Genomic DNA, 23,454 nt, shown 5'->3' with positions numbered 1-23,454 from the left:
CTCCTTGTTATTGCTTGATTGGTTAATGTTCTTCATTATAAAAGAAAGGGTGGTTTCACGTCTTTTGCGTAAATGAAAAAAATAATCTGAAATTTTGTTCAAAATGACAAAATTTCAGATTATTCTAATCAATCATTAATTAATCGATACAGCATACAAGCCATATACACATCGTAAAATTCTGCGTATACTGTGACATCTGTGCCAATCAACTCACTAATTTTTTTAATGCGATATTTCACTGTATTTTTATGAATATAAAGTAGCTCTGCACAGCGCTCCACACTAGCATTTGCGTCTAATAAAAAGGTAATTAAGGTCTGTAAGGAATCATGATCGCGCAAGATAGGTTCAATGACAGACAAATACTCTTCAATCATTTCTTCTCCCTGTATACTGACATCCATCGCCCTTTTCATGGAGCGTACTTCCGCTGCCGTAAACAGCTTTTGCATTGGATAAATGGTATGGGCCTTGTCCCCCACCTGATTGACCAATTGATACATTTGACGAACAGACTTTGTATTTCTCATTTTAGGCGCATAAACAATTTCCGCTATTTGAGCAGTATAGCTTGTAGTATCGTTAAATTCAGTGGCAATTTCAAATTCATGATGTTTATACAAACAATTCCCTAGTAACACAATTATACAATGATCAATGCATTGTATCACTCTTGTTTGGTAATACTTGGACAGCTGCTCTTCTAATTCATCGCGAATTCTTTTTTCGTCCGCTAAATCATGCATGTAGACGAGCCACATCATTTGAATGGCGGAAACATCTATATGAAGGAGATTCGCTAATCTTCTCATTTTTTCACTTTCATCATTAATAATGGCTTTCACTAAGGCATACTCACTTACCTCATCATGCTTGTCCCCCCATAAATTAATGGCTACTTGCACAACCTCACTTACTTTTTCAATCGTTTTGGCAGGCAGTTTTGTATTTTCTTTAATTAAGAATAAAAAGAGGGGCTCGCCATTTTTCTGATGCACTCTTTTATAGTCAACGACACAGGAGACATCACTTCTTTCTAGCTCTAGCTTTCCTGTTTCGTGCTGGAAGTTGGCCTGCGAGCATTCTTCAATAACGTTCGCTACATCTAATGATGAATTTCGTGGCCACATCACTTGATTCACAATATCAAAATGATTATTTGTGAGCACAATATTGGCTTTCAAACGATCTGAGAGCATTTTCAGCGTAATTTCAACACTTCTTAAATGCTCTGGCAGTAAGGATACCTTTTCCAACGTTTCTTTCACAAAATGATCATTCACACCTTGATTGCTAACAATTGCCTCCATTACCTCATAAATTACCTCGTTATAACGCAGTGAATAATCATTTCTTGGCATACAAATGATAATAAATCCTTGCGCCTCCGCTAAGTCAAGCACTTCCTTTGGAATAAGGGGCAAGACAATACCGACATAATATAAAATAAGACCAAGCTCTCCTAAATCATGTAAATGCTGAATCGTTTCGCATTGCTGCTCCACACTATCTCTTATGGAGTAAAAAGAGCTAATGACAATCTCTTCTGCATACCATTCCTCTTGCACACGATTAATAATTTTAGAATAAAAATCAACATTGGATACCTCTAATACAGATAAGGAAGATACCGTACGATGTAAATTATTTCGACCTGTTAGCACCTCTGCCCCCCGAAAGGATGGCAATTGTAATAATTCATTGACCGTTACCCCATGCTTCACCACCACTTTTCTTCACAACTCTTTTGAAGAAGAATACCATATCCCCTACGATCTTTCAAAATACAGTTTTATCCTTATTTTAACTGCTAGTCTGTCTTTAATAATAAACTATTAACTATATGAATGAGGTAAGAGAGGACAATGAGGATGTCACATCAGACAAAAAGAGCTACCTCTGTTGGCAAAAAATCCGTGAAAGCTTACAGGCGGATTGCCAAAGCTGTTTCGACTTATGCTGTACCGCTTTAAATATCGTTGCTTCCAGTGACTTTGCCATCAATAAACCAGCTGGCTCCCCATGCCCTAATTTACAGGATGACTATAGCTGTCATATCCATAGCAAGCTACAAGACACAGGCTTTAAAGGCTGTACGGTTTTTGATTGCTTGGGTGCTGGGCAGCAAGTGTCACAGGTCACGTTTCATGGACAAGATTGGCGACAATCCCGTGAGCATGCTGACAAGTTGTTTCGGGTTTTCCCAATCATGGAACAGCTTTACGAAATGCTTGCTTATGTAGCTGAGGCCTTATCCTATCAGGTGAACAGCCGCTTGATGAGCAGCTTCTAACGCAATTGGAGCAGCTACAACAAGCAAAATCACTTGATGCCGATGCCTTATTAGCACTCGATATGATGGCTATTCGTATGCCTGTCAATGCGCTATTACTACAAACAAGCGAACAAATTCGTCAACAGAGGCTGAAAGGCAAAATCACGCGACATTTGAATCAGCGTGGAGCGGATTGGATGGGCAAAAATTTAAAAGGCAAGGATTTACGAGCGACTGATCTAAGGGGTAGCTATTTAATCGCAGCCAATCTTCAAGATGCTAATTTACAAGCAGTAGACTTCATCGGGGCTGATTTACGTGGAGCTGACCTTTCGACAAGTCTGTTTTTAACACAAATGCAAATGAACGTCGCACAAGGTGACCGCTCTACTAAATTGCCTTCCTATCTGAAACGACCTGCCCATTGGCAATCAAAAAGGTAGATGGCGGTTTACGTACGCTCATCTACCTTTTATCGTTAGGCTCGTTTCTTTTTATAGATTATAGTAGCTGCTACTAACACAAGTAAGATTGCCTGCCCAATGATGGTTTCCGCTGTTGGATAGAAGCCAATCAGGCTAATGACAGGTAAGCCATCAACAATCGTCGTGGACAGATTATCCGTGAGCTGCAATGTATGCAGACTGACACCAATAATTTTAAAGGCTAATACATAAATAAGCACCGTTGCGACAGCAAAAAATTTATGGATGGAGATTTTGCCACTTGCTTTAAATAATACAATAGCCAGTACAGTAAGTATAAGCAGTGCTACAACAATCCCAAGAATAAATTGCGAAGTCTCCATTTTCGGTGCAATACCCGCGTAAAAGACTAGTGTTTCGGCTCCTTCACGGAAGACCGATAAGAAACTAATGGCAGCCATCGCAAAAATAGAACCACTAGAAATGGCATTGCCCATTTGTTTCGAAATATAGCGATTCCAACTGACTACACTTGATTTACTATGCAGCCAAATACCAACACCGATCATCATCGCTGCTGCAACTAGCCCAACATAACCTTCCATTAATTCTCGATTCGTATCAATTGTTGCTGAATTCAAAATCGTGGACATGAGGATGGCAGCAATGGCTGATAATAGAACGCCGACAAACGCTCCAACATAAATCCATTTGCGCATCTTATTCTGTCCTGATTTATTGAGGAATGATACTAAGGCTAAAATAATCAGTAGCGCCTCTAGTCCCTCACGCAGCAAAATTAATGCAGCATCCCAAATTGTATAATCTGAATCCCCTTGAATCAGTTCGATTTCAGTACGGAAAGTATCTAATTTTTTTGTGATTGCTTGCTGATCGACGTTGGATTTTAATAAATCACTTGCGATAATCGGCATATCACTTTCGATTTTCGTATAAAGACTGCCATTACGTGTGGAAATTTCAATCTCTACACTTGGCCAAATGGTAATAAATTCACGTATTTTATCAGAAGCCGCCTGATAATCACCAGCATCAACAAAGTCCTTTGCCTCATCGATATAAGCAATCAATGTCGCTAACGAATAGTCCCCTTCAACCACTTCTGCTGTTTCGTTACCAGCCACAAAATCCTCAATCGTTTGCTGCAAATCCTCAAATTGAGATTGCATAAGGGCTATATCTGGCTCCTCTGCCGAAATGGCGATACGTAGAAACGCCATTTGTGTTTCGATTTGCCCATACATCGCAATGCTTTGCTCACGCACAGGGCGCTCATTTTTATTCCATTTGCTATTAAAATCTTTGTAGGCTTCATCAATAGCCTGAATGTCCCCACTGGCTAAAGCTTTTTCGAAGTCTGCCATGATCGGCTTAAACTTTTGCCCAAACTCTGCTCGCTGTGCCGCTTCGTCCACTGGATTTTCAAGCTTTTCTAGGGCACGTAATGCATTCGACAGTGCCGACAACGCCTCTAAACGCTCGTCTTTGGATGTTGCTTCCGTAGCCTGGGCAAGCATTTCATCGACCTTTGCTTTGGCATCTTTCTGCTCTGAAGAAACTTTAGCCCAGTCCGCAGCAAATTGTTCGAGCGCCTGCTTGGCCTCCGTCTCTTTATCCTGCTTCGTATTCATCAGTGCATCACTAATCGCAATATATAAATGACTATAAGATTGCGCTGCCTGCACAGGTAGAGCTAAAGTTAGGATTAAGGCAATGATGATACTACAGCGCGTTAAAAAGTGCTTCACCTAAATAACTCCCCTTTTGTACACCAGGGAAGCAAGCAAACACGGCACTGCCTCGATGGGTAATGTACTCATTCATTTTATCCATACGCCCTAAGCTATTTTGGATTGTTGTAAATTGGGCTGGGTCTTTTTGAAAAGAAATAAAGATTAGCCCTGCATCATGGGTTCCTGTATTCGACATGACACCCGATGCATACGAGTAAGAACGTCGTAAAACACGTGCACCCGATTTACGTGCTAAATGAACATGTGACGTATCAGGCATAATATAATTGCCCTTGTCATCCTTTGCCTCTACATCAAAATCATCAAATTCCTTTGTTTTGCCGAATGGTGCACCACTGTCACGATAACGACCAAATGTAGCCTCTTGATCTTTCAATGATGTGCGATCCCATGTTTCAAGATGCATTTGAACTTTTCGTGCGATTAAATAAGAGCCGCCCTTTAGCCAGCCTTTATCCACCCACACAATCTTATTTAAGTCTTTTTCATCCGTAATGGCTGGATTCACCGTACCATCCTTGAAGGCAAAGAGATTTCGAGGTGTCCCTCCACCAGCTGGAAACGAGTTAAAGCCAGCCTGTGACCATTTAATCTCTACTTTACCAGAAGCAGCTCGTACTAAATTGCGCACTGCATGGAATGCCACCTGTGGATCATCTGCACAGGCTTGAATACACAGATCACCACCTGTATATTCCTTCTGTAGCTGATCTTTAGGGAAATGTGGTAAATCCTTTAGCTCCGCTGGTTTTACATGCTGCATTCCCAGTTTATCGAATAGTGAAGGACCTACACCGATAGTAATTGATAAATTGGCTGCATCTAAGCCCTCTGCCTCTCCTGTATCACCTGTTGGTACTCTCGTATTCGTCGAAACATCGACCATTAATTCACCATTCATTAAACGCACAACAAGAGGTGTCCATTGCTGGAACAACTCTTGTAGTTCCTTCTTCGATGTCACTAACACATCTAAAGAAGCAAAATAAATATTCGTTTGAACAGGTGTCACGATACCCGACTGGTGCTCTCCATAGAAATTAATCTTATTGCTAGCCGTCGTGCTATCTGCTGCTGTCTCAAAAACATCATAGCCCATCGCTTTCATGACACCACCCAAACCGGAGGCACCGATGGCAACACCTGCCACACCGATGCTTGTCAGCTTCAACATATCACGTCTAGAAATTTTTTTATTAATCAATTTTTCTTCATTGGACGTTGTCATTTTTTTCACTCCAAAATGATCCCCATTTGACTTAATGGTTCACCAAGCTGATTCACCGCTGCCGCAAGTGCTTTCGTATTGTCTTCCGTTAATTCCTCATAGGATACATAACCACCATCAACCGTTGCATGCTGCGCTAATAAATCGTCCACCGCTTTAAATTTTTCATCAAGTGTTGACACTAGTGTTGAATCTTTCGCTTCTAATTTTGAACGTAAAATTTCAAAGATTTTTTCTGCGCCTTCAATATTCGCTTTAAAATCATACAGGTCTGTATGTGAGTAAATTTCTTCCTCACCTGTAATTTTAGATGTTGAAACTTCATTTAATAAATCTACCGCACCAGTAATCATTAAATCAGGTGTCACTTCCACCGTTTGCACTAGTGCATGTAATTCCTTCGCATCCGCAAGCAGTTGATCTGCTACAGCCTCATAACCTTTAGTTGTATTTTCTTCCCATAGTGCATACTCAAGCTTATGATAGCCTGACCATTCTTCCTCGCCTTTTCCTTCTTCTTGAATATCCGCTAAACGTCCATCAATGCGAGGGTCAAGATCACCAAAGCTTTCTGCGATTGGCTCTGAGCGCTCAAAATACATACGTGCTGGCGCATACGCTGCTTTAGCGCCTTCAATATCGCCCGCCTTGAATAAATTCACGAATTTTTCTGTGTCCAGTAAAAATTGATCCATTTGCTCTAAAGCAAATTGCTGATAGGCTGATAGTTCAGCAGATAAATCCACCTCTTGTGTCGCTTGCTCTGCCTGTTCTGTTGCCGGCTTGTCCTCTTTTTTAGCTTCTTCTGTATTGCCACAGCCAGCCATTAAAATGCCCCCTGCTACTAATACCGACAAAAATGATCTGTTTTTCATACTTAGTACCTACTTCCGAATTAGTTTTATATTTGTGATGATAATGATTATCATCATCTATTGCAACAACTATTTTTTGAAATAGAAAAAAACGTCATTTTTCAGTTGATCTGTATACACAACTAGAAAAATAACGTTTTTTCTACAATATAATGATTCTAATCTACAAGATTTTTGCTTGTTTCAAATTTTCATGTTTTCCATGTAAGAAATAATAAAGCACAATCGATACAAAAATGACAAAGACCATAGCAAAGAAGATCGCACTGTAGCCCATAGAAGGAACAAATAGCCCTAAGAAATAAGGCCCAACACCTAAACCTAAATCATAAAATATAAAATACGTGGATGTCGCAAGTCCTAAACGCTCATTCGGTGTCACTTTAATAGCGATCGCCTGCGCAACGGAGTTGAAGTTTCCATAGCCAACCCCGATACAGGCAGCAGCGATTAAAAAGGCGATCGTTGTTGTCGCTGAACTAAAGGCATACATGCCAATCGCAAAAAGCACTAAGCAAGGATAAATAATAATATTAGCCCCTCGCGTATCTAATAATTTCCCTGTAAATGGGCGGGTAGCCAAAATGACAATGGCATAAATAATAAAGAAATAGCTTCCTGCTGATACTAAATGTAGCTCTTTTGCATAAAACGTCATAAAGGACATAACACCTGAGTAGGCAAAGCCAATAACAAGTGCCACAAAGGCAATCGGCACCGCACGCATTTCAATAAAGTTTGTCACCTTAAAGCCTGCCTTCACAGCTGTATCCGTCGCTTTTTTCGGTGCATCTGGTACGGTCACTATGAAGTACATAAAAAAGCAAATAATAGCTAAAACCGAATCGACTGCAAAGATCATGCGATAATCCTCAAATAATTGTGTTAATAAAATGCCAATGAATGGACCAATAGCTGTCGCTAAAATCGCACTTAAGCTATAATAACCAATCCCTTCGCCACGTCGTTCCGGCGGTAGAATTTGTGCAATAATGGTTCCCGTTGCTGTACTAGCTATCCCAAGAGCAATCCCTTGTATTAAACGATTAACCATAAGCAGCGGTAAATTGCCTGCTACAAAATAAGACATCGTGGATAACATAAATAACAGCAAGCCACAAAACAATGTTTTTTTGCTACCCCAATCACCAATAATACGCCCTGTACCAAGCCGCCCTAACAATGTTCCAATAATAAAAATACTCGATACCAGCCCCGCTGTACTTGTAGAAGCATTAAAATGCTCCACAGCATAAGCCGCGATGGTCACCATTAATAAATAAAAGATTAACGTAATGGTAAAATTAATAAGTGAGACAATTAAAAAATCCTTTGTCCATAGTTTCTTTCTAGTTGCTTCCACGTTACTCTCTCCTACTAATTGATATTCATACAAATTCTTGCTAAAACCTGTGTCGCAATGTCAATATCTTGCTTCGGCACACCTGCCAATGCCTGCACAAAAAACGGATTTAGATGCGACTTTATTTCCAGCACAAGCTCTTCCCCATGCTTTGATAGATGTACCAGTTTTTCACGCTTATCCTTGCCCGTCATCGTTTCCACATAGCCTAGCTCCACCAATTTATGTACAAGCTTCGTGACACTTGGCTTCTCTATAGACATGAAGTTAGCGATATCTACAAAAGAATGTGGACCCTTATCCTTCAAGAAACGAAGCACTGCCCACTGCGAGCTATATAACTGATAAGGTTCAAGCTGCACATTCAGCTGATTAATAAATGGCCTATACATTAAGCGGTACTGATTAAAAAATTCCTGTTCAATTGTCACACTATCACTTCCTTTTAAATTAGTTAGCCTAGCTAACTATATACTTAAAAAATCCATTTGTCTAGTAGGAAATAAGCGAACCCTTGCTCAGCAAGACAGGTTATAGCGCTCTTTTTGTGAGTTCTATCCTGTCCAATTGAAGCAAGCGTATACGCTTCTTTGTTCTATGCAAAAACTTCACGCATATCCTCCTCTTTCTCCACTCTATCCATCACTTCGTGCGTTCTATCCGCTACTTTCTCTAATTTATCCAACACTTTTCTTTTCCTATCCACCATCCTCATGCGTATCCTCTACTTTCTCCGCTCTATCCACCACTCTGCGCGTTCTATCCACTACTTTCTCAAATTTATCCAACACTTTTCTTTTCCTATCCACCAATTTCACGCGTATCCTCCTCTTTCTCCACTCTATCCATCACTTCGCGCGTTCTATCCACAAAGCAACACAGTCAGACCGCTTGAATGGTTGCTGGGCTTTTAAATCCTTAATCTATAATCCAGTACTTCCTATGCTTTTTTTCACCCTCCGCTTTCAAAGGTAGTTGCTGCAACAATTTGTACGCTAGGTTTGGGGATTCAATGGCGAAGAATTCACGAAAGCTTCGATTGGTCAGCTGTGGTCCGACTAGTAATCGGTAGTCCTCCAATGTTCGATTTAATGCATTGTGATCCACCAATCCACAGCGAGGGCAAGTCCATTTTCTATAGTGATACTGTAATCGCTGTCCATTCCCACAATGAGGACATACTACGCCTTTCATCATTTCCTTAAAAGGCACCGTCATCTCTTTTTTTAACCTTGTGTGCATCGACAATAAACGTGTCGCAAAGGGTAAGAGGGTTTCTGCCTTTACGGGTTGATACATCTCTGTCCATCTTTGGATACAAGAACGCAGCCCCGTCACATGAAATATAGGCTGCCCCTCAAACCCCTTTGTTAAAATTCCATTTCTCGTTGCCAGTACCACCGCATGCACAATTGGTAAATGAAAACGTTCACGCTGTAATAATTTATTCATCCAGACCACATGCCGCTCCAGTTGAAGAAATGGATCAGCCATCCCTTCGACCGTACCCTCTATGGTCGTGCGTGTTAGTTGAGCGTATGAAGCATCATATGAGAGAATGCCTGTTATATTTTTGATTTCTAGGATCAGTAAAAAATGGGGACAGAGAAAGATGGTGTCCATTTGATGTGTTGAACCGAAGTCATTCATTGTTTGAAAATCATGGAGAAAATAATGTGGGGTTGGTAAGTCCAGCTCAAGCCATTCTGCATCGACACGCTGTTCACCAGCGAGCCCTGCTTTGACACGTCCTAAACGCTCTCGTACATACGCGTATTCCTTGTGTGTCTGAGGCAATCTTTGTAGCATCGCCTCCAGTATTTTCTGCGAATCTGATGGTTGCCGTGCTAATAGAATCATGTATTCACCTCCTGCCCTGATTATATAAAAAAAGAACCACAACAAATGAGGTTCTCAAAAACTTGAAAGGTCGATGTTGTAAAATTAATTTTTCACAGTTTTTATTAGATCAAAAGTCTGTTCTTTCGAGCAGCAACTCACGTTTGCTAACACTTTTCTAGTCATTCAATAAATACAAGAAGTGTGCCGACATAACCATATCAGCAAGCTTGCTCCACTGAAAAGTGGCAATATTAGTAGCGCGAACCAAAGGCTACACCATCTGTTATAGAGACAGCAGCAGTCACTAGCGCATCCTGCAAATCGGAGCCTCTCTTTCTTTTTACATCTTTCCATGCTATGCTATTCACAGCTTAAAATGATAATCATTATCACTAGATTTAGTCTAGTTTCTGATAAGAATTTGTCAATTACTTTTTACTATTTTTTAAGGATGTGGCAATAAAAATGCAACATGTATATGATGTGACAATTATTGGTGGCGGCCCTGCTGGCTTATATAGTGCCTTCTACAGCGGTCTGCGTGGATTAAAAACAAAATTGATTGAGAGTCAATCACAGCTTGGTGGAAAAGTATTACTTTATCCTGAAAAGCTGATTTGGGATATTGGCGGACATCCTCCTGTTTTAGGCGAGCAATTTGTCAAACAATTAATCGAGCAAGCCAAAACATTCGATCCTACCATTTTGACAGATACAAAAGTAGATTTGATTGAACGCCAGAATGATGTTTTTATTATCCATACAGCAGCTGGTGAAAAGCATTATTCTAAAACGGTGCTGCTAGCTGTAGGTGGTGGTATTATTAACCCTCAAAAACTGACGCTTGAGGGCGCTGAAAAATATGAAATGTCAAATTTACATTATACCGTTCAATCCTATAAACGTTTTGTCGACAAAGATATTATGATTTCTGGTGGTGGTAATGCAGCCATCGATTGGGCTGTTGAGTTAAGCCCAATTGCTAAAAGCGTGACCCTCGTTTACCGTAAAGAGAATTTATCAGCGCATGAAGCAACGGTACAGGAAGCACTTGATGCGGGAGTAAATATAGAGTGCAATACGACGATTACAAAGCTGTCAGCGAATGCTGATAAAACGGCTATTCAATTAGTAACATGTGAAAATACGAAAACGCAGCAAAGTTATACCCGTCAAATCGATGAGGTGATCGTTAGTCATGGCTATAACCGTGAGGCATCTCTCGCATTTGATGAAGCCATTGCTATTCCCAAAAAGGATGATTATTATTTTGAAGGAAAAGCAACAGGTGAAACGGCACAGCCAGGTATTTTTGCGGCTGGTGATATTTTATCATTTGAAGGAAAAATCCACTTGCTACTAGGAACATTCCAAGATGCAGCCAATGCGGTCAACTCCATTAAAACGTATTTGGAGCCAACAGCCTATCGTCATGGCATGGTATCGTCTCATAATGAGCTATTTAAAGAAAAGAATCGCTCGATTATTGAAAAACAACTTGTCCAAGCCGATTAAGCACGAACATGAACCCTCTTAAGATATTTTCTTAAGAGGGTTTCTAGCTTTATCTAAATAAACTTAGTAACGATCCCATCTGCCTCAACATATTGACTCCATTTGTAATCGTCCCAGCATGCCCCATAATCGTATTTAAATGATCTGGCAAACTGCCTAATCTGGATCCTTGTTGTTGTTGATAGGGAGAATAGTAAGGTTGCACCATTCTACCTCGAAAAGGTGGGCCAAAATATTGTCTATTGCTTGGCGGATAGGGACCTCTTCTAGCATTCGGCTGAAAATATGGCATTTATACACCTCCTGTCTGAAAGCTTCTAACTAGTATATGTGGGAATTTTAGTAGTGAAATAGACTTTTGAAGAAGGCTGTAAAAATATTCTCTTGCCCACTCAAGATGTTTGAGGGAACAAGACTAGTTTCCCTGTCATACTATAAGAAAAAAGAAGGTGATACGCATTCAAGGCTCACATTATCTTACCTTTTTAGCTCAATTCGGCATTGGAGGGGCGCATCCAGGAGGAATTAATCTATCAAAGGCTCTCTTTTCAACAGAGAATATTACGCCAGGCGCCGATATTTTAGATGTAGGGTGTGGTACAGGACAAACGGCTGCTTATTTGGCGACTGCCTATCAAGCTAGTGTCACAGGCATCGATATTCACCCCGTCATGATCAAAAAGGCGCAGAAACGAATGCAAAAAGCGCGTTTACCCGTCCGTCTATTGCAAGGCTCAATTGAAAAAACTTCGTTACCAAATGAATCATTTGACTTGATTCTAGCTGAATCAGTACTAGCCTTTGTAAATCAGCAACAGGCTTTGCAAGAAATTTATCGTTTATTGAAGAAAAGTGGACGCTTCATTGCTATTGAATTCACCAAACCTACAACTCTCCCCCCTGAGCTAGCAGACGACATCCAACAATTTTACGGATTCAAGTCCCTCCTAATGAAAAAGGATTGGGTAAAGCTACTGCAACAGGCTGGTTTTCACGATATTCGCATACAAAAAAATCAATCCATCTCCTCCAAGCCTGAATTTGATGTTTCCGCAGCGATTGAATCCAAGTTTTATGAGGTCATGGATCAGCATCTTGCCATGAACGAAAAATACCAGCCATTTTTAGACTATCGCATCTATACTTGTACGAAATAAACGAACCAGCACCCAAAGCGTTGCTGGTTTTTTATGTGGTCCCAATCACTTTATGACACCTGTCATAAAATTCCTTTGACTGGTGTGAATAGGTTTTTTCTTCGTATTTTCTTATCCTGAAGGTAAGAAAATACAGAAAGAGTGATTGAACATATGCAAATGCAACAAAGGCTTCCCTTTATCGATATGTTAAGAGGCTTCGCCGTTTTAGGAACGCTCGGCACCAATATTTGGATTTTTGCTTATTTAGGTGATTTATCGTATATCACAACAAGCAACTACTCTGGTTGGTGGTCCTTCCAGGATTTTTTACGAATGGTAGTCTTATTTTTCGTCAACGGTAAGCTACTGGGCTTGTTAACGATTATGTTTGGGGTAGGTTTACAATTAAAATATCAGCAAGCCTTACGCAGAAGCAATGCTTGGCCTGGGGTCTACCTTTGGACAATCGTCTTCTTAGGGCTAGAGGGACTGCTTCATTATACCCTTGTCATGGAATACGATATTTTAATGAGCTATGCTGCTACAGCCTTCATCGTTGCCTTTCTCATCCGATTAGGTAACAAAGCCATGACCTGGGCTTTCTATCTTTTTGGCAGCTTTCATGTCCTACTGATCCTCTTTATTTTTATCAGTACATTACAAGGTGTTGGTGTTTCCTTAAATGGAATGGAGAGCGTTGCCACATTGTATGAAAACGGCTCATGGCTAGCACAAGTACAGCATCGTCTGATAAATTTTTTATTCTATCGATCAGAAGCTATTTTCATTATCCCTATGAATATCTTTTTATTTTTACTTGGTGTGAAGCTTATGCGCAACGATGTATTTTCACAAACAGATAGAGGACGGCAAATACGCCAAAAGCTGTTTACGATTGGTATATACATTGGCATTCCCCTCAATTTACTTATCTTTATACCAGGGGGACTTTTTGATTTTCCTGTTCGCTATTTATGTGCCCCTATTCTATCGATTGGCTATATTGGAATTTTAGGGAAACTGGTAGAATATAAGAGGTTCAATTGGCTTTGGCAACGTTTTGCACAAGTCGGTAAAATGTCTTTAAGCTGTTATGTCCTTCAAAACATACTTGCATCATTTATTTTTTATGGTTGGGGCCTTGGCTTAGGAGGGCATGTCAATAGCGTGATCGTCATTTGCATTTGGCTAACTTTGTCATTCCTACAACTGGTCATAGCGTCTATTTGGTTACAGCATTTTCAATTGGGTCCTATGGAATGGATTCGTCAAAAATCCATTCGAGCAATGACGCAACAATTTGCAACAAAGGAAGGTGTAGGCAATAAAAATATATCCTAGAGAACAAATAAAGCATTATTTAATCATCGATGTAGCTTCTGTGATTTTTCTCATCACAATAGTACTATGGTCTGGATCACTTCCTCTAGCTATGAAAATAACATTGCTCCTTTTATACTTAGGAGCTTTCTATAATGCTTTATGGCATAAAAATGGGAGACTCCTTGTCGCATCATTAGTAGGCTTCATCGTCATCACTATACTAAGCATTTATATAGAGCCCTTTATGCTTATTTTTGGCTTTACCTTTGCCGATTTACTTGGACGGGCGAAATCAAAATGGCATATTGGCTGTGGAATATTAGCCATCGCGATCATGTTTTTGACGGTCATGTATCTGGCGACAAACTCCTTTTTACAGAAGGAATCACAGGTGTTAGTACCTATCATGATGTTTCAGCTAGTATTGCCAATTCTTATTTACTTTGTGGAAAAGTCGAAAAATCTGCAAGCTGAATTGGCAGACGTCAATATGCAGCTTGTTCAGCAGGAAGAACGACAGCGTATTGCTAGAGACCTTCACGATACAATTGGTCATACACTCACAATGATTAAGATTAGAACGGAACTAACGACAAAACTAATTGACCGAGATCCTTCAAAGGTGAAGCAAGAATTGGATGATATATTAGCCACTACACGTACAGCCTTAAAACAAGTGCGTGAGCTAGTATCTGATATGAATTTCATTTCGTTACAGACGGAGCTAGTGCATTGCAAACAGCTTTTACAAAGTGCAAATATCACAACAAGCCTTCACAATCAATGCCCTCAAATTGTTCTTTCTAGTGTGGAGGAAACGATGCTCGCATTATGTGTAAGAGAGGCTACGACCAATATACTCAAGCACAGTCAGGCAAAAAAATGCCACATCATCATTCAATATCACACGGGACAATACACGCTAATCATGAAAGATGATGGCATAGGCTTACAGCAAAAAGGATTTGGCAATGGCATCCATTCGATGAAGGAAAGAATGCATATCCTACAAGGTTATGCCACGATTAACAGCCATACACCTACAGGCACGAGCGTAACTCTTACGCTACCAATTCAAGACGGAAAGGAGCCCACATCATGATACGTGTATTACTAGCGGAGGACCAACAAATGCTACGTGGTGCCTTAACATCACTCTTATCGTTTGAACCAGATATTGAAGTCATAGCCGAGGTCGCAGATGGGCTAAAAGCATGGGACTACATCCAACAGGAGCTACCAGATGTTTGCCTCGTAGATATTGAAATGCCCCATCTGTCTGGGCTAGAGCTAGCTGAAAAAATTAAACAGGCTAACCTACCGTGTAAAGTGATGATTGTCACAACTTTTGCTCGTCCTGGCTATTTACAAAAGGCTATGGATTGCGAGGTACACGGCTATCTATTGAAAGATGAACCGATCGATTATTTAATCGCTACCATTCGAAAAATCATGCAGGGAGAAAAGGTGGTTAGTAAGGATCTAGCCGCTACCTTGTTTATGAAGGAGCAAAACCCTTTAAACGAACGAGAAATTGCAGTACTACAGCTTGTCAAAGAGGGTTTGACCACAAATGAAATCAGCAAGCAATTGTTTTTAACAAAGGGTACCATTCGCAATTATTTATCTACCTCTATTCAAAAGCTGCAAGTGGAATCAAGACAGCAGGCTGCTCAGATAGCAAGTGACAAAGGCTGGCTATAACAAAAAATCTCGCCACAGCCGTGACGAGATTTTCACCATTTTAAAATAAGATACTTCGCTTGATTATTAATAGTTTACCCACTTCACGCAATTGTTGATTTGAAGTGGGGCTATTTTTAGCCACACAATCAATGGATAATTATAAATGATGTCAGACCTTCTTTAATTAGTATACACTCCTATAAAACCATCATCATTACCGTTGTTAATCAATTTTATTTCCTCAAGTGGATGCTTGTTTTTACTTTCTATAAGGAATAGCGTTTTTTTATTTGTAACACTTCCTTCTGTAGTTGTATAGAAAAGTGTTAGAATTTTATTTTCCTTATCTAATTTAAACGAATAATCAGCATAATTCCTAGTATTGGCATTTATCAAGATATAGGTTTTATGCTTATTCTCGTCATAAGCATAAACGCCATCTTTTAAGTCTCCTCTAAATACGTTAAGTACCTTTTGATTATCTTCGTCATTAGTGTCCAGTTCTAGTACTCTTACATTTTCTAATTGCGCGGTTTCCGAAATTACAAATTCCTCTTCATAATCAACTCTCACACCGTTGCTACAAGCCGTTTGCGTAAACAATAGTCCAAGTAAAGCACAAAAAATCCGCCTGTTTTTCACCACTCTTATGCCACCTTTTTTAAAATCTTCGTTATCGCTGTATCCTAATAAATATAGCCGTGTTGGTGTAAAAAAAGACGTACCGAAACTGCAACTCCAATTGGTAATACGTATACTGAATTAATGTTTCCAAGCCCACTACAAAATTTGTAATGGGCTTTCAAAAAAATCCCTACAGTTTGCATTACTTCGCTCCCGCTGCAATCAGGATTTGTTCAATCTCGTTAAATCCTCGCTGTCTCGCATGTTGTAATGGTGTCACATTATTTTGATCCGGAATATTCACATCAGCACCATGCTCAATCAATAACTGAATTACCGTTTGCTGTGTTGGATTGCCGTTATTTAACACAATCGCCTCCATCAGCGCTGTCCATCCTAAATGATTCACATGATTGACGTCGATGTCGCTGTTACGCAACAACTCCTCGATGACCTCCACATAACCATGCTCTGCAGCTGGGATTAATGCGGTTCCTCCATATCGGTTCAAAATAGTAGGATCAGCACCAGCCTGAATCGTCATCTTTAATATATCCAGATAGCCTTCTGCTCCAGCATAAAGAAAGGGCGTATTTTGCCTATTGTCCTGTATATTGACATCGGCCCCAGCATTTATTAATAATTGTGCTGCCTCGACATTCTGATTATAGGTTGCAATCATCAAAGCTGTTCTGCTATTTGAATCTTGGACATTGATATCAACTTTTTGATCCAAAGCACGTTGTAACGCTTCCATATCTCCCATTTCGGCTGCTTTAAATAGTTCACTCTTCCAATTTGATTTCACCACTTCACTCTCCCCTTTATCAAGCTGTATTGCCTCTGATTCGTTGGAGGTACATCCTTGAAGCAAAAATGATAATGCGATCATAACCGTTTGTATTTTTTTCACCCCTTGCACCACACTCTCTTATTTATTGCTGTCTTCCTTATTTTAGTGTAAGTGGTAATGCTAAATATTCCATTAACCATTTCTTAAAAAAGTCTAAAAATTGGCCAAAAAAATACCTCGCCACATGGACGAGATATTTTGCTCTTAAACATTGAAACGATAGCCTGCTCCCCATACCGTTTCCAAAAACTTTGGCTGTGCTGGATCACGTTCAATTTTTTCACGTAGCTTGCGAATATGAACGGTAACGGTCGAAACATCTGCAGCTGATTCATAGCCCCAGTTTCGCTCATATAACTGCTCTTTACTTAATACTTGATTTGGGTGTTTAACAAAAAAAACGAGTAAATCAAATTCCTTTGTTGTAAAGGCAATTTCATCCCCATTGACAAAAACCTTTCTAGCAGATGTATCGATCGTAATGCCATGAATGGACATCGTATGATTTGTTTGCTGATTCGTAGCGAGGCGCTCATACCTGGCTAAATGTGCCTTGACTCTTGCTACTAGCTCACTTGGACTAAAGGGCTTCGTAATATAATCATCTGCCCCTAGACCAAGGCCACGAATTTTATCAATATCCTCTTTTTTGGCTGAAACAAATAAAATGGGCATATTGTGCACTGCTCGAACTTGTTTACAAATATCAAAGCCATTCATCCCAGGCAGCATAATATCCAAAATGATTAAAGCATAATCACCTTTTAGTGCCTGCTTCAGGCCATCGTCTCCGTTATGCTGGATATCTACTGAAAAATCATTAATCTCTAAATAATCTCGTTGGAGCTCTGCTATGCTCACTTCATCTTCAATTAACAGAATTTTTTTCATGATGACTCCCCTTCTCCTCAGCCTTTTTCAATGAAATGAATATGCTCGTTCCCTTCGTTAATTCACTCTTCGCCCAAATGTCGCCGCCCATTTCAAGGACGATTTGTTTCGCAATCGCTAACCCTAAGCCACTACCTCCTGTTTGCGAATTACGGGAAGGCTCTGCACGGTAAAAACGATCAAAAATATGAGGTAACGCAGCAGGATCAATGCCCGTACCATTATCTGTTACCTGAATAATCGCATCCTCAGTTCGCTCGTGCAACGAAATAATAATTTGCTTATAGGATTTATCCATATATTTCTCACTATTGCTTAGTAAATTTGACAGGACACGTCTTAATTTATCACGATCAGCCATGGCCAAAAGAGGAGAACCTGCTGATATATATTGTAAATGAATGTCTCGTGCAATAAAATCAAAGCTCGCATCCTCTACATAATCATGCATATATTGCTGGAGATTGACGCTTTCCATTTGGAATGGAACCTTTTTTAAATCCAATTTAGAAAATAAGAACAGCTCATCAATTAATACATCCATATCCTTTGCTTTTGTATAGATGGTTGTTAAATATTTATCCATCTTCTCCTCTGTATTCGCCACGCCATCTTTAATGCCCTCTACATAGCCGATAATGGAAGTCATAGGCGTTTTTAAATCATGGGAAATATTCGATAATAGCTCTTTCCGATTTTCCTCATATTGAAGCTGAAGCTGGATTGATTCTTTTAGCTTAACTCTCATTTCCTCAAACGATCGATTCAACTGACCAATTTCATCATTGGAATGAGACGTAATTTCAAAATCTAAGTCGCCCGATTTAATGCGTTCAGCCCCATCCTTTAAAGCTGAGATTGGATTAATAATACTTCTTGAAACTAAATAATTTAATAAGCCAATAATCATCATAAATAGTACAAATAAGATTCCTAAAAGAATGGGCAACAGTTCACGCGTTACTTCCGCATGAGAACTAACCTCTCTTAAAACGAAAATACTTCCCTCGGTTTTATCTGGAAAATAAAAATCAAATTTTACATACGTATAAAAGGCTTGATTAATCATGATGGTATCACGTGAATTAATATTGGTCGCTTCAAAGCCAGGTAAGCTTTGAAGTAATAATTGTTCATGCTCTTTCTGCGTTGAATAAACAATTTGATGATCTTTTCGTACCACAATCTCAATCGAAGGTGCATTGATTTTTTCTAGCTGTTCGAGATCTAAAAGCTGCTGGGGATTATTTTTAGCTAGTAATTTTAAATCTAGAAAAGCGTTTTCTTCTACCGTCGTCAAAGGCTTTTGTACATAGGATTTTTTATAAAAATGCTCTATTGCTTTGATATCACCCGTAATCGCAAAGGAAAAAAGAAAAACGGCTGCAAGTAAAAGCGTGATAGCAATGATAATAACACCCACATAAGATAGCAAAAACCTCGTTTTAATTGACATCTACACTCCCCCAATAAGCTGAAACTACTAGCAATGTACCATACAAATCTTAAAACTTTATAAAATTGGGCTGAAAAATCTATAAACATTTTTGCAGCTTCAGTATAGTATTGCGTTCATATAAACGAAATAAACAAAAAAGATACGGCACAATCCTGTTGTACCGTATCCATTCGCATTATTTAGTTTCTTCTGCTCTTAACTTCTTCTTTGTTTGCCAGCCTATAATGATGAGCTCCATCAATACGACAGCGATCAAGGAGGCGCCAAATAACGGCATTATAATGCCTAAAATAACAAGGAAAATGATAAACGGCATGGACATTTTATGAGAAATTTGCGGTGGTGCAGAAAGCTCCCCTTTTTTTCTACGTAAAATCCATGTGCGAATGCCCCACATAATGACGGCTAAAAAGGCTAGACAAACCACTAAGTTTAGAATCTTATTAGGCCAGCCAAATAAGTGACCTTCATGTAAAGGAATGCCCCATGTAAAGAATTTAGCCAACATGCCATAATCAGCATAATTTACTTGATCGATAAACTTCCCACTATATTGATCGAAATACATCGTTGCTTCTGCTGAAGGCTTCACATCCAGACCTGTTACACCTGAATTACTCGCCTTCGCCACTGTATATACGCCCTCCTCATTTGACGGGTAAATAATCGAATAAGGTTTTGTGATATTCATGACATTGATTTCTTTTTCAAGATCAGCAATCGAAATTTGGCTGTCATTTGTATAACGGACAGCTCCGCCTCCATGATGCTGCGCATGTTCACCTTCTGATATAGGCGCCTCTAATTGTCGAGTGGCCCAAGGAATTTCAGAGACATCCGATGTTGGTGGCTTTTGCTGTAATAATGGGTAACCAAAAGTTGGACTTTCTGAAGCTATATTCACAAGAATCGACCCTTGAAAAGCAGACCATAATAGCCCTGTAGAAATAAACAGCACCATTGGAATTGTAATGATTGTCCCAACGAGTGCATGCAATCTCTTACTTTTTTGTCGTTTATTCTCTGCCTTTGGCTTCTTCAAAAGATTTCCTTTAAATGTCATATAAAGTCCTGACAATAATAAAAAGATTGTCCAGCATGCCGCTAGTTCCACTAAATAATTGACAAAAGTACCGCCAATAAATAGGGAGCTGTGTGTATTTCTCATAATATTAGAAAATGTATAATTCGCATCCTGACTACCAACCATTTGATTGTGATCATCTAAAAATACGTACTTCTGTTCTTTGCCATTTGATAAAGTTAAACGCGTATTATAAGGCTCTTCCAGCATAATAACTTTCGTAGTGGAGTAGCCTGCAAATGCCGCTTCCGCTTTTTCCACGGCTTCATCAATCGTTAAAACCTCTTCTTTATGGCTTTCGCCAAAGAAGTAATCATCATATAATCGATTTTCTACATCTGTGAAAAATAAATAGCCAATCCCGCTTAATGTGAGAGATAGCAGTAATGGTGTAATAAAAAGTGCTGCGAAAAAATGCAATCGCCAAAACCTTGAATAAAGCAGATTTTTCATATTTGATCTCCATTCTATTTATAAATAGCAAATTTATTATATAAAGTAAAAGTGAAATATGAATGAAGTCCTAAAGACAGTTTTATGACAAATAAATGTAATCCAATTGGTATTATGCTATTTAATAGACCAAAAATAATGGTAGCCAAACCTGTTTTAACGCAAGTTTGGCTACGATTTTCAGTAAGATTTATAGATTCATATTGACAAGAATTTTACATTGACTACGGTCTTTCGTTAATGCTTCAAAACCTTTTTCCACAATATCCTCTAAAGCGATTTGGCTTGTAATAACAGCTTGACCATCAATGACCCCACGAGCGAGTAGACGAATTACTTCGGGGAAAATATTAACATAAGCAAATGAGCCACTAATTTTCACTTCTGGAGAAACGACCGCATTTGGATTAAATTCTACTGGTCTTTCCCAGACGCTAACGATTTTAAATTCGCCGCCTGGATGTACCGCACTGACACCACTTGTAAACGTTGCCTGCACACCTGCTGCATCATACGCAACATCCACCCCACCATTTGTTTTTTCACGAATAAACGCGACAGCATCTGTGTCAATTGGATTGATGACATAGGTTGCGCCTAATTCAAGTGCTTTTTGGCGTCGTTCATCAGAAACCTCCACGACAAAAATTTCACTTGCCCCCGCTGCCTTCACAGCCTGTAAGACTAATAAACCAATAGGACCTGCGCCAAAAATAGCTGCTGTATCGCCCAGCTTTAATTGACTTTGACGCACTGCATGAACGGCTACTGCTGTAGGTTCAACAAGTGCGCCTAGCTCTAGGCTCATGTCATCCGGAAGGTGGTGAATATTTTCTTCCTGCACAATAGCATATTCAGCAAATCCACCTGAAATCGTATAACCGTAGGATTGTCCACGTTTACATAAGTTAGTATACCCACGTCGACAATTATTACATTTTCCACAAGGAATCGGTGGCTCCACTGCAACACGATCCCCTATTTTTATTTGAGTAACACCTGCTGCGACCTCTACAACAACACCTGCAAATTCATGACCTAATACAGGTTGTGTACGAAATGCATAGGCACCCCCTACATATTCATGTAAATCACTACCACAAATTCCTGCAAATGCGACTTTTACTTTTACCATGCCTGGTTCTAGTGCTGGCAATTGTGCTTCCTCTACTCGAATATCTTGAATACCGTAATATTTTGCTGCTTTCATTAGAATTACCTTCTTTTTATGATTTAGTTTGAAGACCGTATAACACAAAGTTGACTGCATGTTCTGCAATTTGTTCAGGTGTTGATTGTAAGGAAGAACGATTTAAAAATGGATTGTTCAAGGAGTACATTAACGTCCCCATAATAAAGTTCAGCGCAACGTCAAGCGACTCAAAGCGAATGGTCTGCTGCTCCTGACAAGCTAATAAAATCTTCCGAAGTTGCTCCCAGGAAGGTAAAAAAACATCTTTAAGCATCTCTAACCTAGGACTATTCATAACAATCTCTTGCTGTAAAATATCAATTAATTCATGCTCATGAATGCGATAAAGCACAAAGTTTCGGCAAAAGCTACGAAGTGCACCAAGTGAATCATGGATATCATAATGGGCATTCATAAAGGTGTGGCGTAGCGGTTCAAACAATGCATTAAATACATTTTCTTTGCCACCAAAATGATAGGAAACAAGCGCAAGTGACACATTTGCCTCATCACAAATTTGTCTCACCGTCGTCCCATCATAGCCTCTGGACGAAAACAACGATTTCGCGGCCTGTAAAATTTGATCCTTTACCTCTTTATTTTTTTCTTTTGATACGTTCTCTTTCTGATCGACTGTACTCACCTCTTTTTTGAACAAACGTTCAAAACAATTGTTCAACGAAATTTTACGCCTCCTCGTACTAATTGTCAAAGTATGCGCTTATTAAAAATGGCTACTTCGAAAAACGAAGTAGCCAAAACCATTCTATCCAAGTAATTCTTTTAAAACATTGGTATACGCTGCTAAAATGGATTGCTCATGTGCAGCATCATGCCCAACATATTGTTCAACAAGCTCCTTTAGAGGCTTTGCAGCATAAGGCTCTTGCATAATTTCAATTTTTAATAGGCTCTCATAATACTCAACAACTTGTGGATTCATGTGGACCGCTCCTTTAATGTTTTACATAAAAAAGACATCTTTCTCTTATTAGAAAGATGTCTACTATGACAAATACATGACATAATACGGTGATTGCCAGTTGGAAATAAGCTTTCTATTCAGCATAGAAGCTACCTTTTTAGCAGTCATCGTACTATGAGCATGCAGGAGAATTTCTCTAGTCACACTCAACACCCCCTATCCGCGTAGGTTTTTTGGCTGTACTAGATAAAGGCAGGTCTCCTGGCTTATGTTCATCACACCTTTCACCTTCCCATTACGACACGTAACAGTGGCCTTTTGAAAAGTGCTCCCATTTACAGTTGCGGGACAGCGTCGGAATTACACCGATCTTCCCTTTTAAACAAATCCTAAAATCTGATTTGTACCTCTATCCTATTATTCCGTTTTTATTATTATACCATAAAGATTTGTGTGCACAGACCCGATCTTCATAAAATACTGTGATAGATGTAATGACTTGATCGGCACTTCCATTTACACTT

Annotated in this window: 22 protein-coding genes, 1 pseudogene and 1 riboswitch; of the genes and pseudogenes, 6 read left to right on the top strand and 17 right to left on the bottom strand. The window is 39.5% G+C overall.

Annotated features, from left to right (window positions below; genetic code table 11):
- Positions 1–128: 128 nt before the first annotated feature.
- Positions 129–1,733, bottom strand: a complete 1,605-nt coding sequence (locus MHI04_RS08840; protein WP_340808798.1) for a PucR family transcriptional regulator ligand-binding domain-containing protein — start codon at positions 1,731–1,733, stop codon at positions 129–131.
- Positions 1,734–1,915: 182 nt separating this feature from the next.
- Here MHI04_RS08840 and MHI04_RS08835 point away from each other — a divergent pair.
- Positions 1,916–2,721 (top strand): annotated as a pseudogene (locus tag MHI04_RS08835) (pentapeptide repeat-containing protein).
- A 35-nt stretch (positions 2,722–2,756) separates the two neighbouring features.
- Here the strand turns inward: MHI04_RS08835 and MHI04_RS08830 are convergent.
- From MHI04_RS08830 to MHI04_RS08805, 6 genes are all read right to left on the bottom strand, one after another.
- Positions 2,757–4,472, bottom strand: coding sequence for an FTR1 family protein (locus MHI04_RS08830; RefSeq protein ID WP_342503928.1), 1,716 nt, complete (start codon positions 4,470–4,472; stop codon positions 2,757–2,759).
- Positions 4,447–5,706, bottom strand: coding sequence for an iron uptake transporter deferrochelatase/peroxidase subunit (efeB, locus tag MHI04_RS08825; protein ID WP_036117173.1), 1,260 nt, complete (start codon positions 5,704–5,706; stop codon positions 4,447–4,449). The genes MHI04_RS08830 and efeB overlap by 26 nt, the downstream gene beginning before the upstream one ends.
- A gap of 5 nt (positions 5,707–5,711) precedes the next feature.
- Positions 5,712–6,581, bottom strand: coding sequence for an iron uptake system protein EfeO (efeO, locus tag MHI04_RS08820; protein WP_342503929.1), 870 nt, complete (start codon positions 6,579–6,581; stop codon positions 5,712–5,714).
- Positions 6,582–6,744: 163 nt separating this feature from the next.
- Positions 6,745–7,944, bottom strand: coding sequence for an MFS transporter (locus MHI04_RS08815; RefSeq protein ID WP_089932451.1), 1,200 nt, complete (start codon positions 7,942–7,944; stop codon positions 6,745–6,747).
- A gap of 14 nt (positions 7,945–7,958) precedes the next feature.
- Positions 7,959–8,375, bottom strand: coding sequence for a MarR family transcriptional regulator (locus MHI04_RS08810; RefSeq protein ID WP_036117167.1), 417 nt, complete (start codon positions 8,373–8,375; stop codon positions 7,959–7,961).
- A gap of 487 nt (positions 8,376–8,862) precedes the next feature.
- Positions 8,863–9,804, bottom strand: coding sequence for an NERD domain-containing protein (locus tag MHI04_RS08805; RefSeq protein WP_342535539.1), 942 nt, complete (start codon positions 9,802–9,804; stop codon positions 8,863–8,865).
- 447 nt (positions 9,805–10,251) lie between these two features.
- Between MHI04_RS08805 and MHI04_RS08800 the strand changes: the two genes are divergently transcribed.
- Entirely contained in the window at positions 10,252–11,301 is a 1,050-nt protein-coding gene (locus MHI04_RS08800; protein ID WP_330494060.1) for an NAD(P)/FAD-dependent oxidoreductase, read from the top strand.
- 49 nt (positions 11,302–11,350) lie between these two features.
- Here MHI04_RS08800 and MHI04_RS08795 read toward each other — a convergent pair whose 3' ends face one another.
- The gene (locus tag MHI04_RS08795; RefSeq protein WP_036117161.1) at positions 11,351–11,593 is read right to left on the bottom strand and encodes a hypothetical protein; all 243 of its coding nucleotides are present in this window, start codon (positions 11,591–11,593) and stop codon (positions 11,351–11,353) included.
- Between the two features lie 157 nt (positions 11,594–11,750).
- Between MHI04_RS08795 and MHI04_RS08790 the strand changes: the two genes are divergently transcribed.
- The 4 genes from MHI04_RS08790 to MHI04_RS08775 all read left to right on the top strand — a co-directional run bounded on the left by MHI04_RS08790 (position 11,751) and on the right by MHI04_RS08775 (position 15,467).
- The gene (locus tag MHI04_RS08790) at positions 11,751–12,458 is read left to right on the top strand and encodes a class I SAM-dependent methyltransferase (RefSeq protein WP_180957815.1); all 708 of its coding nucleotides are present in this window, start codon (positions 11,751–11,753) and stop codon (positions 12,456–12,458) included.
- A gap of 153 nt (positions 12,459–12,611) precedes the next feature.
- On the top strand, positions 12,612–13,781 hold the full coding sequence (locus MHI04_RS08785; protein WP_342535537.1) for a DUF418 domain-containing protein: 1,170 nt from the start codon (positions 12,612–12,614) through the stop codon (positions 13,779–13,781).
- Positions 13,782–13,872: 91 nt separating this feature from the next.
- Positions 13,873–14,865, top strand: coding sequence for a sensor histidine kinase (locus MHI04_RS08780; protein ID WP_257982913.1), 993 nt, complete (start codon positions 13,873–13,875; stop codon positions 14,863–14,865).
- Positions 14,862–15,467 (top strand): response regulator transcription factor, encoded by a 606-nt coding sequence (locus MHI04_RS08775; protein ID WP_058845269.1) that lies wholly within the window; start codon positions 14,862–14,864, stop codon positions 15,465–15,467. Before MHI04_RS08780 ends, MHI04_RS08775 begins: the two co-directional genes overlap by 4 nt.
- 162 nt (positions 15,468–15,629) lie before the next feature.
- Here the strand turns inward: MHI04_RS08775 and MHI04_RS08770 are convergent, their stop codons facing one another.
- From MHI04_RS08770 to MHI04_RS08730, 9 genes are all read right to left on the bottom strand, one after another.
- Positions 15,630–16,094: a hypothetical protein gene (locus tag MHI04_RS08770; protein ID WP_342535536.1), complete on the bottom strand. Its 465-nt coding sequence runs from the start codon at positions 16,092–16,094 to the stop codon at positions 15,630–15,632.
- A gap of 181 nt (positions 16,095–16,275) precedes the next feature.
- Entirely contained in the window at positions 16,276–16,986 is a 711-nt protein-coding gene (locus MHI04_RS08765; protein ID WP_342535535.1) for an ankyrin repeat domain-containing protein, read from the bottom strand.
- 144 nt (positions 16,987–17,130) lie between these two features.
- Positions 17,131–17,817, bottom strand: coding sequence for a response regulator transcription factor (locus MHI04_RS08760; protein WP_342535534.1), 687 nt, complete (start codon positions 17,815–17,817; stop codon positions 17,131–17,133).
- Positions 17,795–19,273, bottom strand: coding sequence for a HAMP domain-containing sensor histidine kinase (locus tag MHI04_RS08755; RefSeq protein ID WP_036117805.1), 1,479 nt, complete (start codon positions 19,271–19,273; stop codon positions 17,795–17,797). The genes MHI04_RS08760 and MHI04_RS08755 overlap by 23 nt, the downstream gene beginning before the upstream one ends.
- Before the next feature lie 178 nt (positions 19,274–19,451).
- Complete coding sequence (locus tag MHI04_RS08750; protein ID WP_058845271.1) at positions 19,452–20,813, bottom strand: PepSY domain-containing protein; 1,362 nt, start codon at positions 20,811–20,813, stop codon at positions 19,452–19,454.
- A gap of 190 nt (positions 20,814–21,003) precedes the next feature.
- Positions 21,004–22,023 (bottom strand): 2,3-butanediol dehydrogenase, encoded by a 1,020-nt coding sequence (locus MHI04_RS08745; protein ID WP_342535533.1) that lies wholly within the window; start codon positions 22,021–22,023, stop codon positions 21,004–21,006.
- A gap of 16 nt (positions 22,024–22,039) precedes the next feature.
- The gene (locus tag MHI04_RS08740) at positions 22,040–22,684 is read right to left on the bottom strand and encodes a TetR/AcrR family transcriptional regulator (protein ID WP_230593747.1); all 645 of its coding nucleotides are present in this window, start codon (positions 22,682–22,684) and stop codon (positions 22,040–22,042) included.
- An 87-nt stretch (positions 22,685–22,771) separates the two neighbouring features.
- Entirely contained in the window at positions 22,772–22,948 is a 177-nt protein-coding gene (locus MHI04_RS08735; protein ID WP_170829809.1) for a hypothetical protein, read from the bottom strand.
- Between the two features lie 63 nt (positions 22,949–23,011).
- Positions 23,012–23,134: a hypothetical protein gene (locus MHI04_RS08730; protein ID WP_256375523.1), complete on the bottom strand. Its 123-nt coding sequence runs from the start codon at positions 23,132–23,134 to the stop codon at positions 23,012–23,014.
- Between the two features lie 29 nt (positions 23,135–23,163).
- Positions 23,164–23,356, bottom strand: a riboswitch (cobalamin riboswitch).
- Positions 23,357–23,454 lie beyond the last annotated feature (98 nt).

Source organism: Lysinibacillus sp. FSL K6-1151, assembly GCF_038630755.1.
Classification (GTDB): domain Bacteria; phylum Bacillota; class Bacilli; order Bacillales_A; family Planococcaceae; genus Lysinibacillus; species Lysinibacillus fusiformis_D.
Note: the sequence above shows the minus strand (reverse complement) of the source record. Positions and strands in the feature narration are given on the sequence as shown.

Coding starts and splice junctions, on each gene's coding strand:
- MHI04_RS08785 (WP_342535537.1), top strand. CDS start 12,612: ATGCAAATGCAACAAAGGCTTCCCTTTATCGATATGTTAAGAGGCTTC.
- MHI04_RS08775 (WP_058845269.1), top strand. CDS start 14,862: ATGATACGTGTATTACTAGCGGAGGACCAACAAATGCTACGTGGTGCC.
- MHI04_RS08755 (WP_036117805.1), bottom strand. CDS start 19,273: ATGTCAATTAAAACGAGGTTTTTGCTATCTTATGTGGGTGTTATTATC.
- MHI04_RS08745 (WP_342535533.1), bottom strand. CDS start 22,023: ATGAAAGCAGCAAAATATTACGGTATTCAAGATATTCGAGTAGAGGAA.
- MHI04_RS08800 (WP_330494060.1), top strand. CDS start 10,252: ATGCAACATGTATATGATGTGACAATTATTGGTGGCGGCCCTGCTGGC.
- MHI04_RS08750 (WP_058845271.1), bottom strand. CDS start 20,813: ATGAAAAATCTGCTTTATTCAAGGTTTTGGCGATTGCATTTTTTCGCA.
- MHI04_RS08795 (WP_036117161.1), bottom strand. CDS start 11,593: ATGCCATATTTTCAGCCGAATGCTAGAAGAGGTCCCTATCCGCCAAGC.
- efeB (WP_036117173.1), bottom strand. CDS start 5,706: ATGACAACGTCCAATGAAGAAAAATTGATTAATAAAAAAATTTCTAGA.
- MHI04_RS08780 (WP_257982913.1), top strand. CDS start 13,873: ATGAAAATAACATTGCTCCTTTTATACTTAGGAGCTTTCTATAATGCT.
- MHI04_RS08760 (WP_342535534.1), bottom strand. CDS start 17,817: ATGAAAAAAATTCTGTTAATTGAAGATGAAGTGAGCATAGCAGAGCTC.
- MHI04_RS08805 (WP_342535539.1), bottom strand. CDS start 9,804: ATGATTCTATTAGCACGGCAACCATCAGATTCGCAGAAAATACTGGAG.
- efeO (WP_342503929.1), bottom strand. CDS start 6,581: ATGAAAAACAGATCATTTTTGTCGGTATTAGTAGCAGGGGGCATTTTA.
- MHI04_RS08735 (WP_170829809.1), bottom strand. CDS start 22,948: ATGAATCCACAAGTTGTTGAGTATTATGAGAGCCTATTAAAAATTGAA.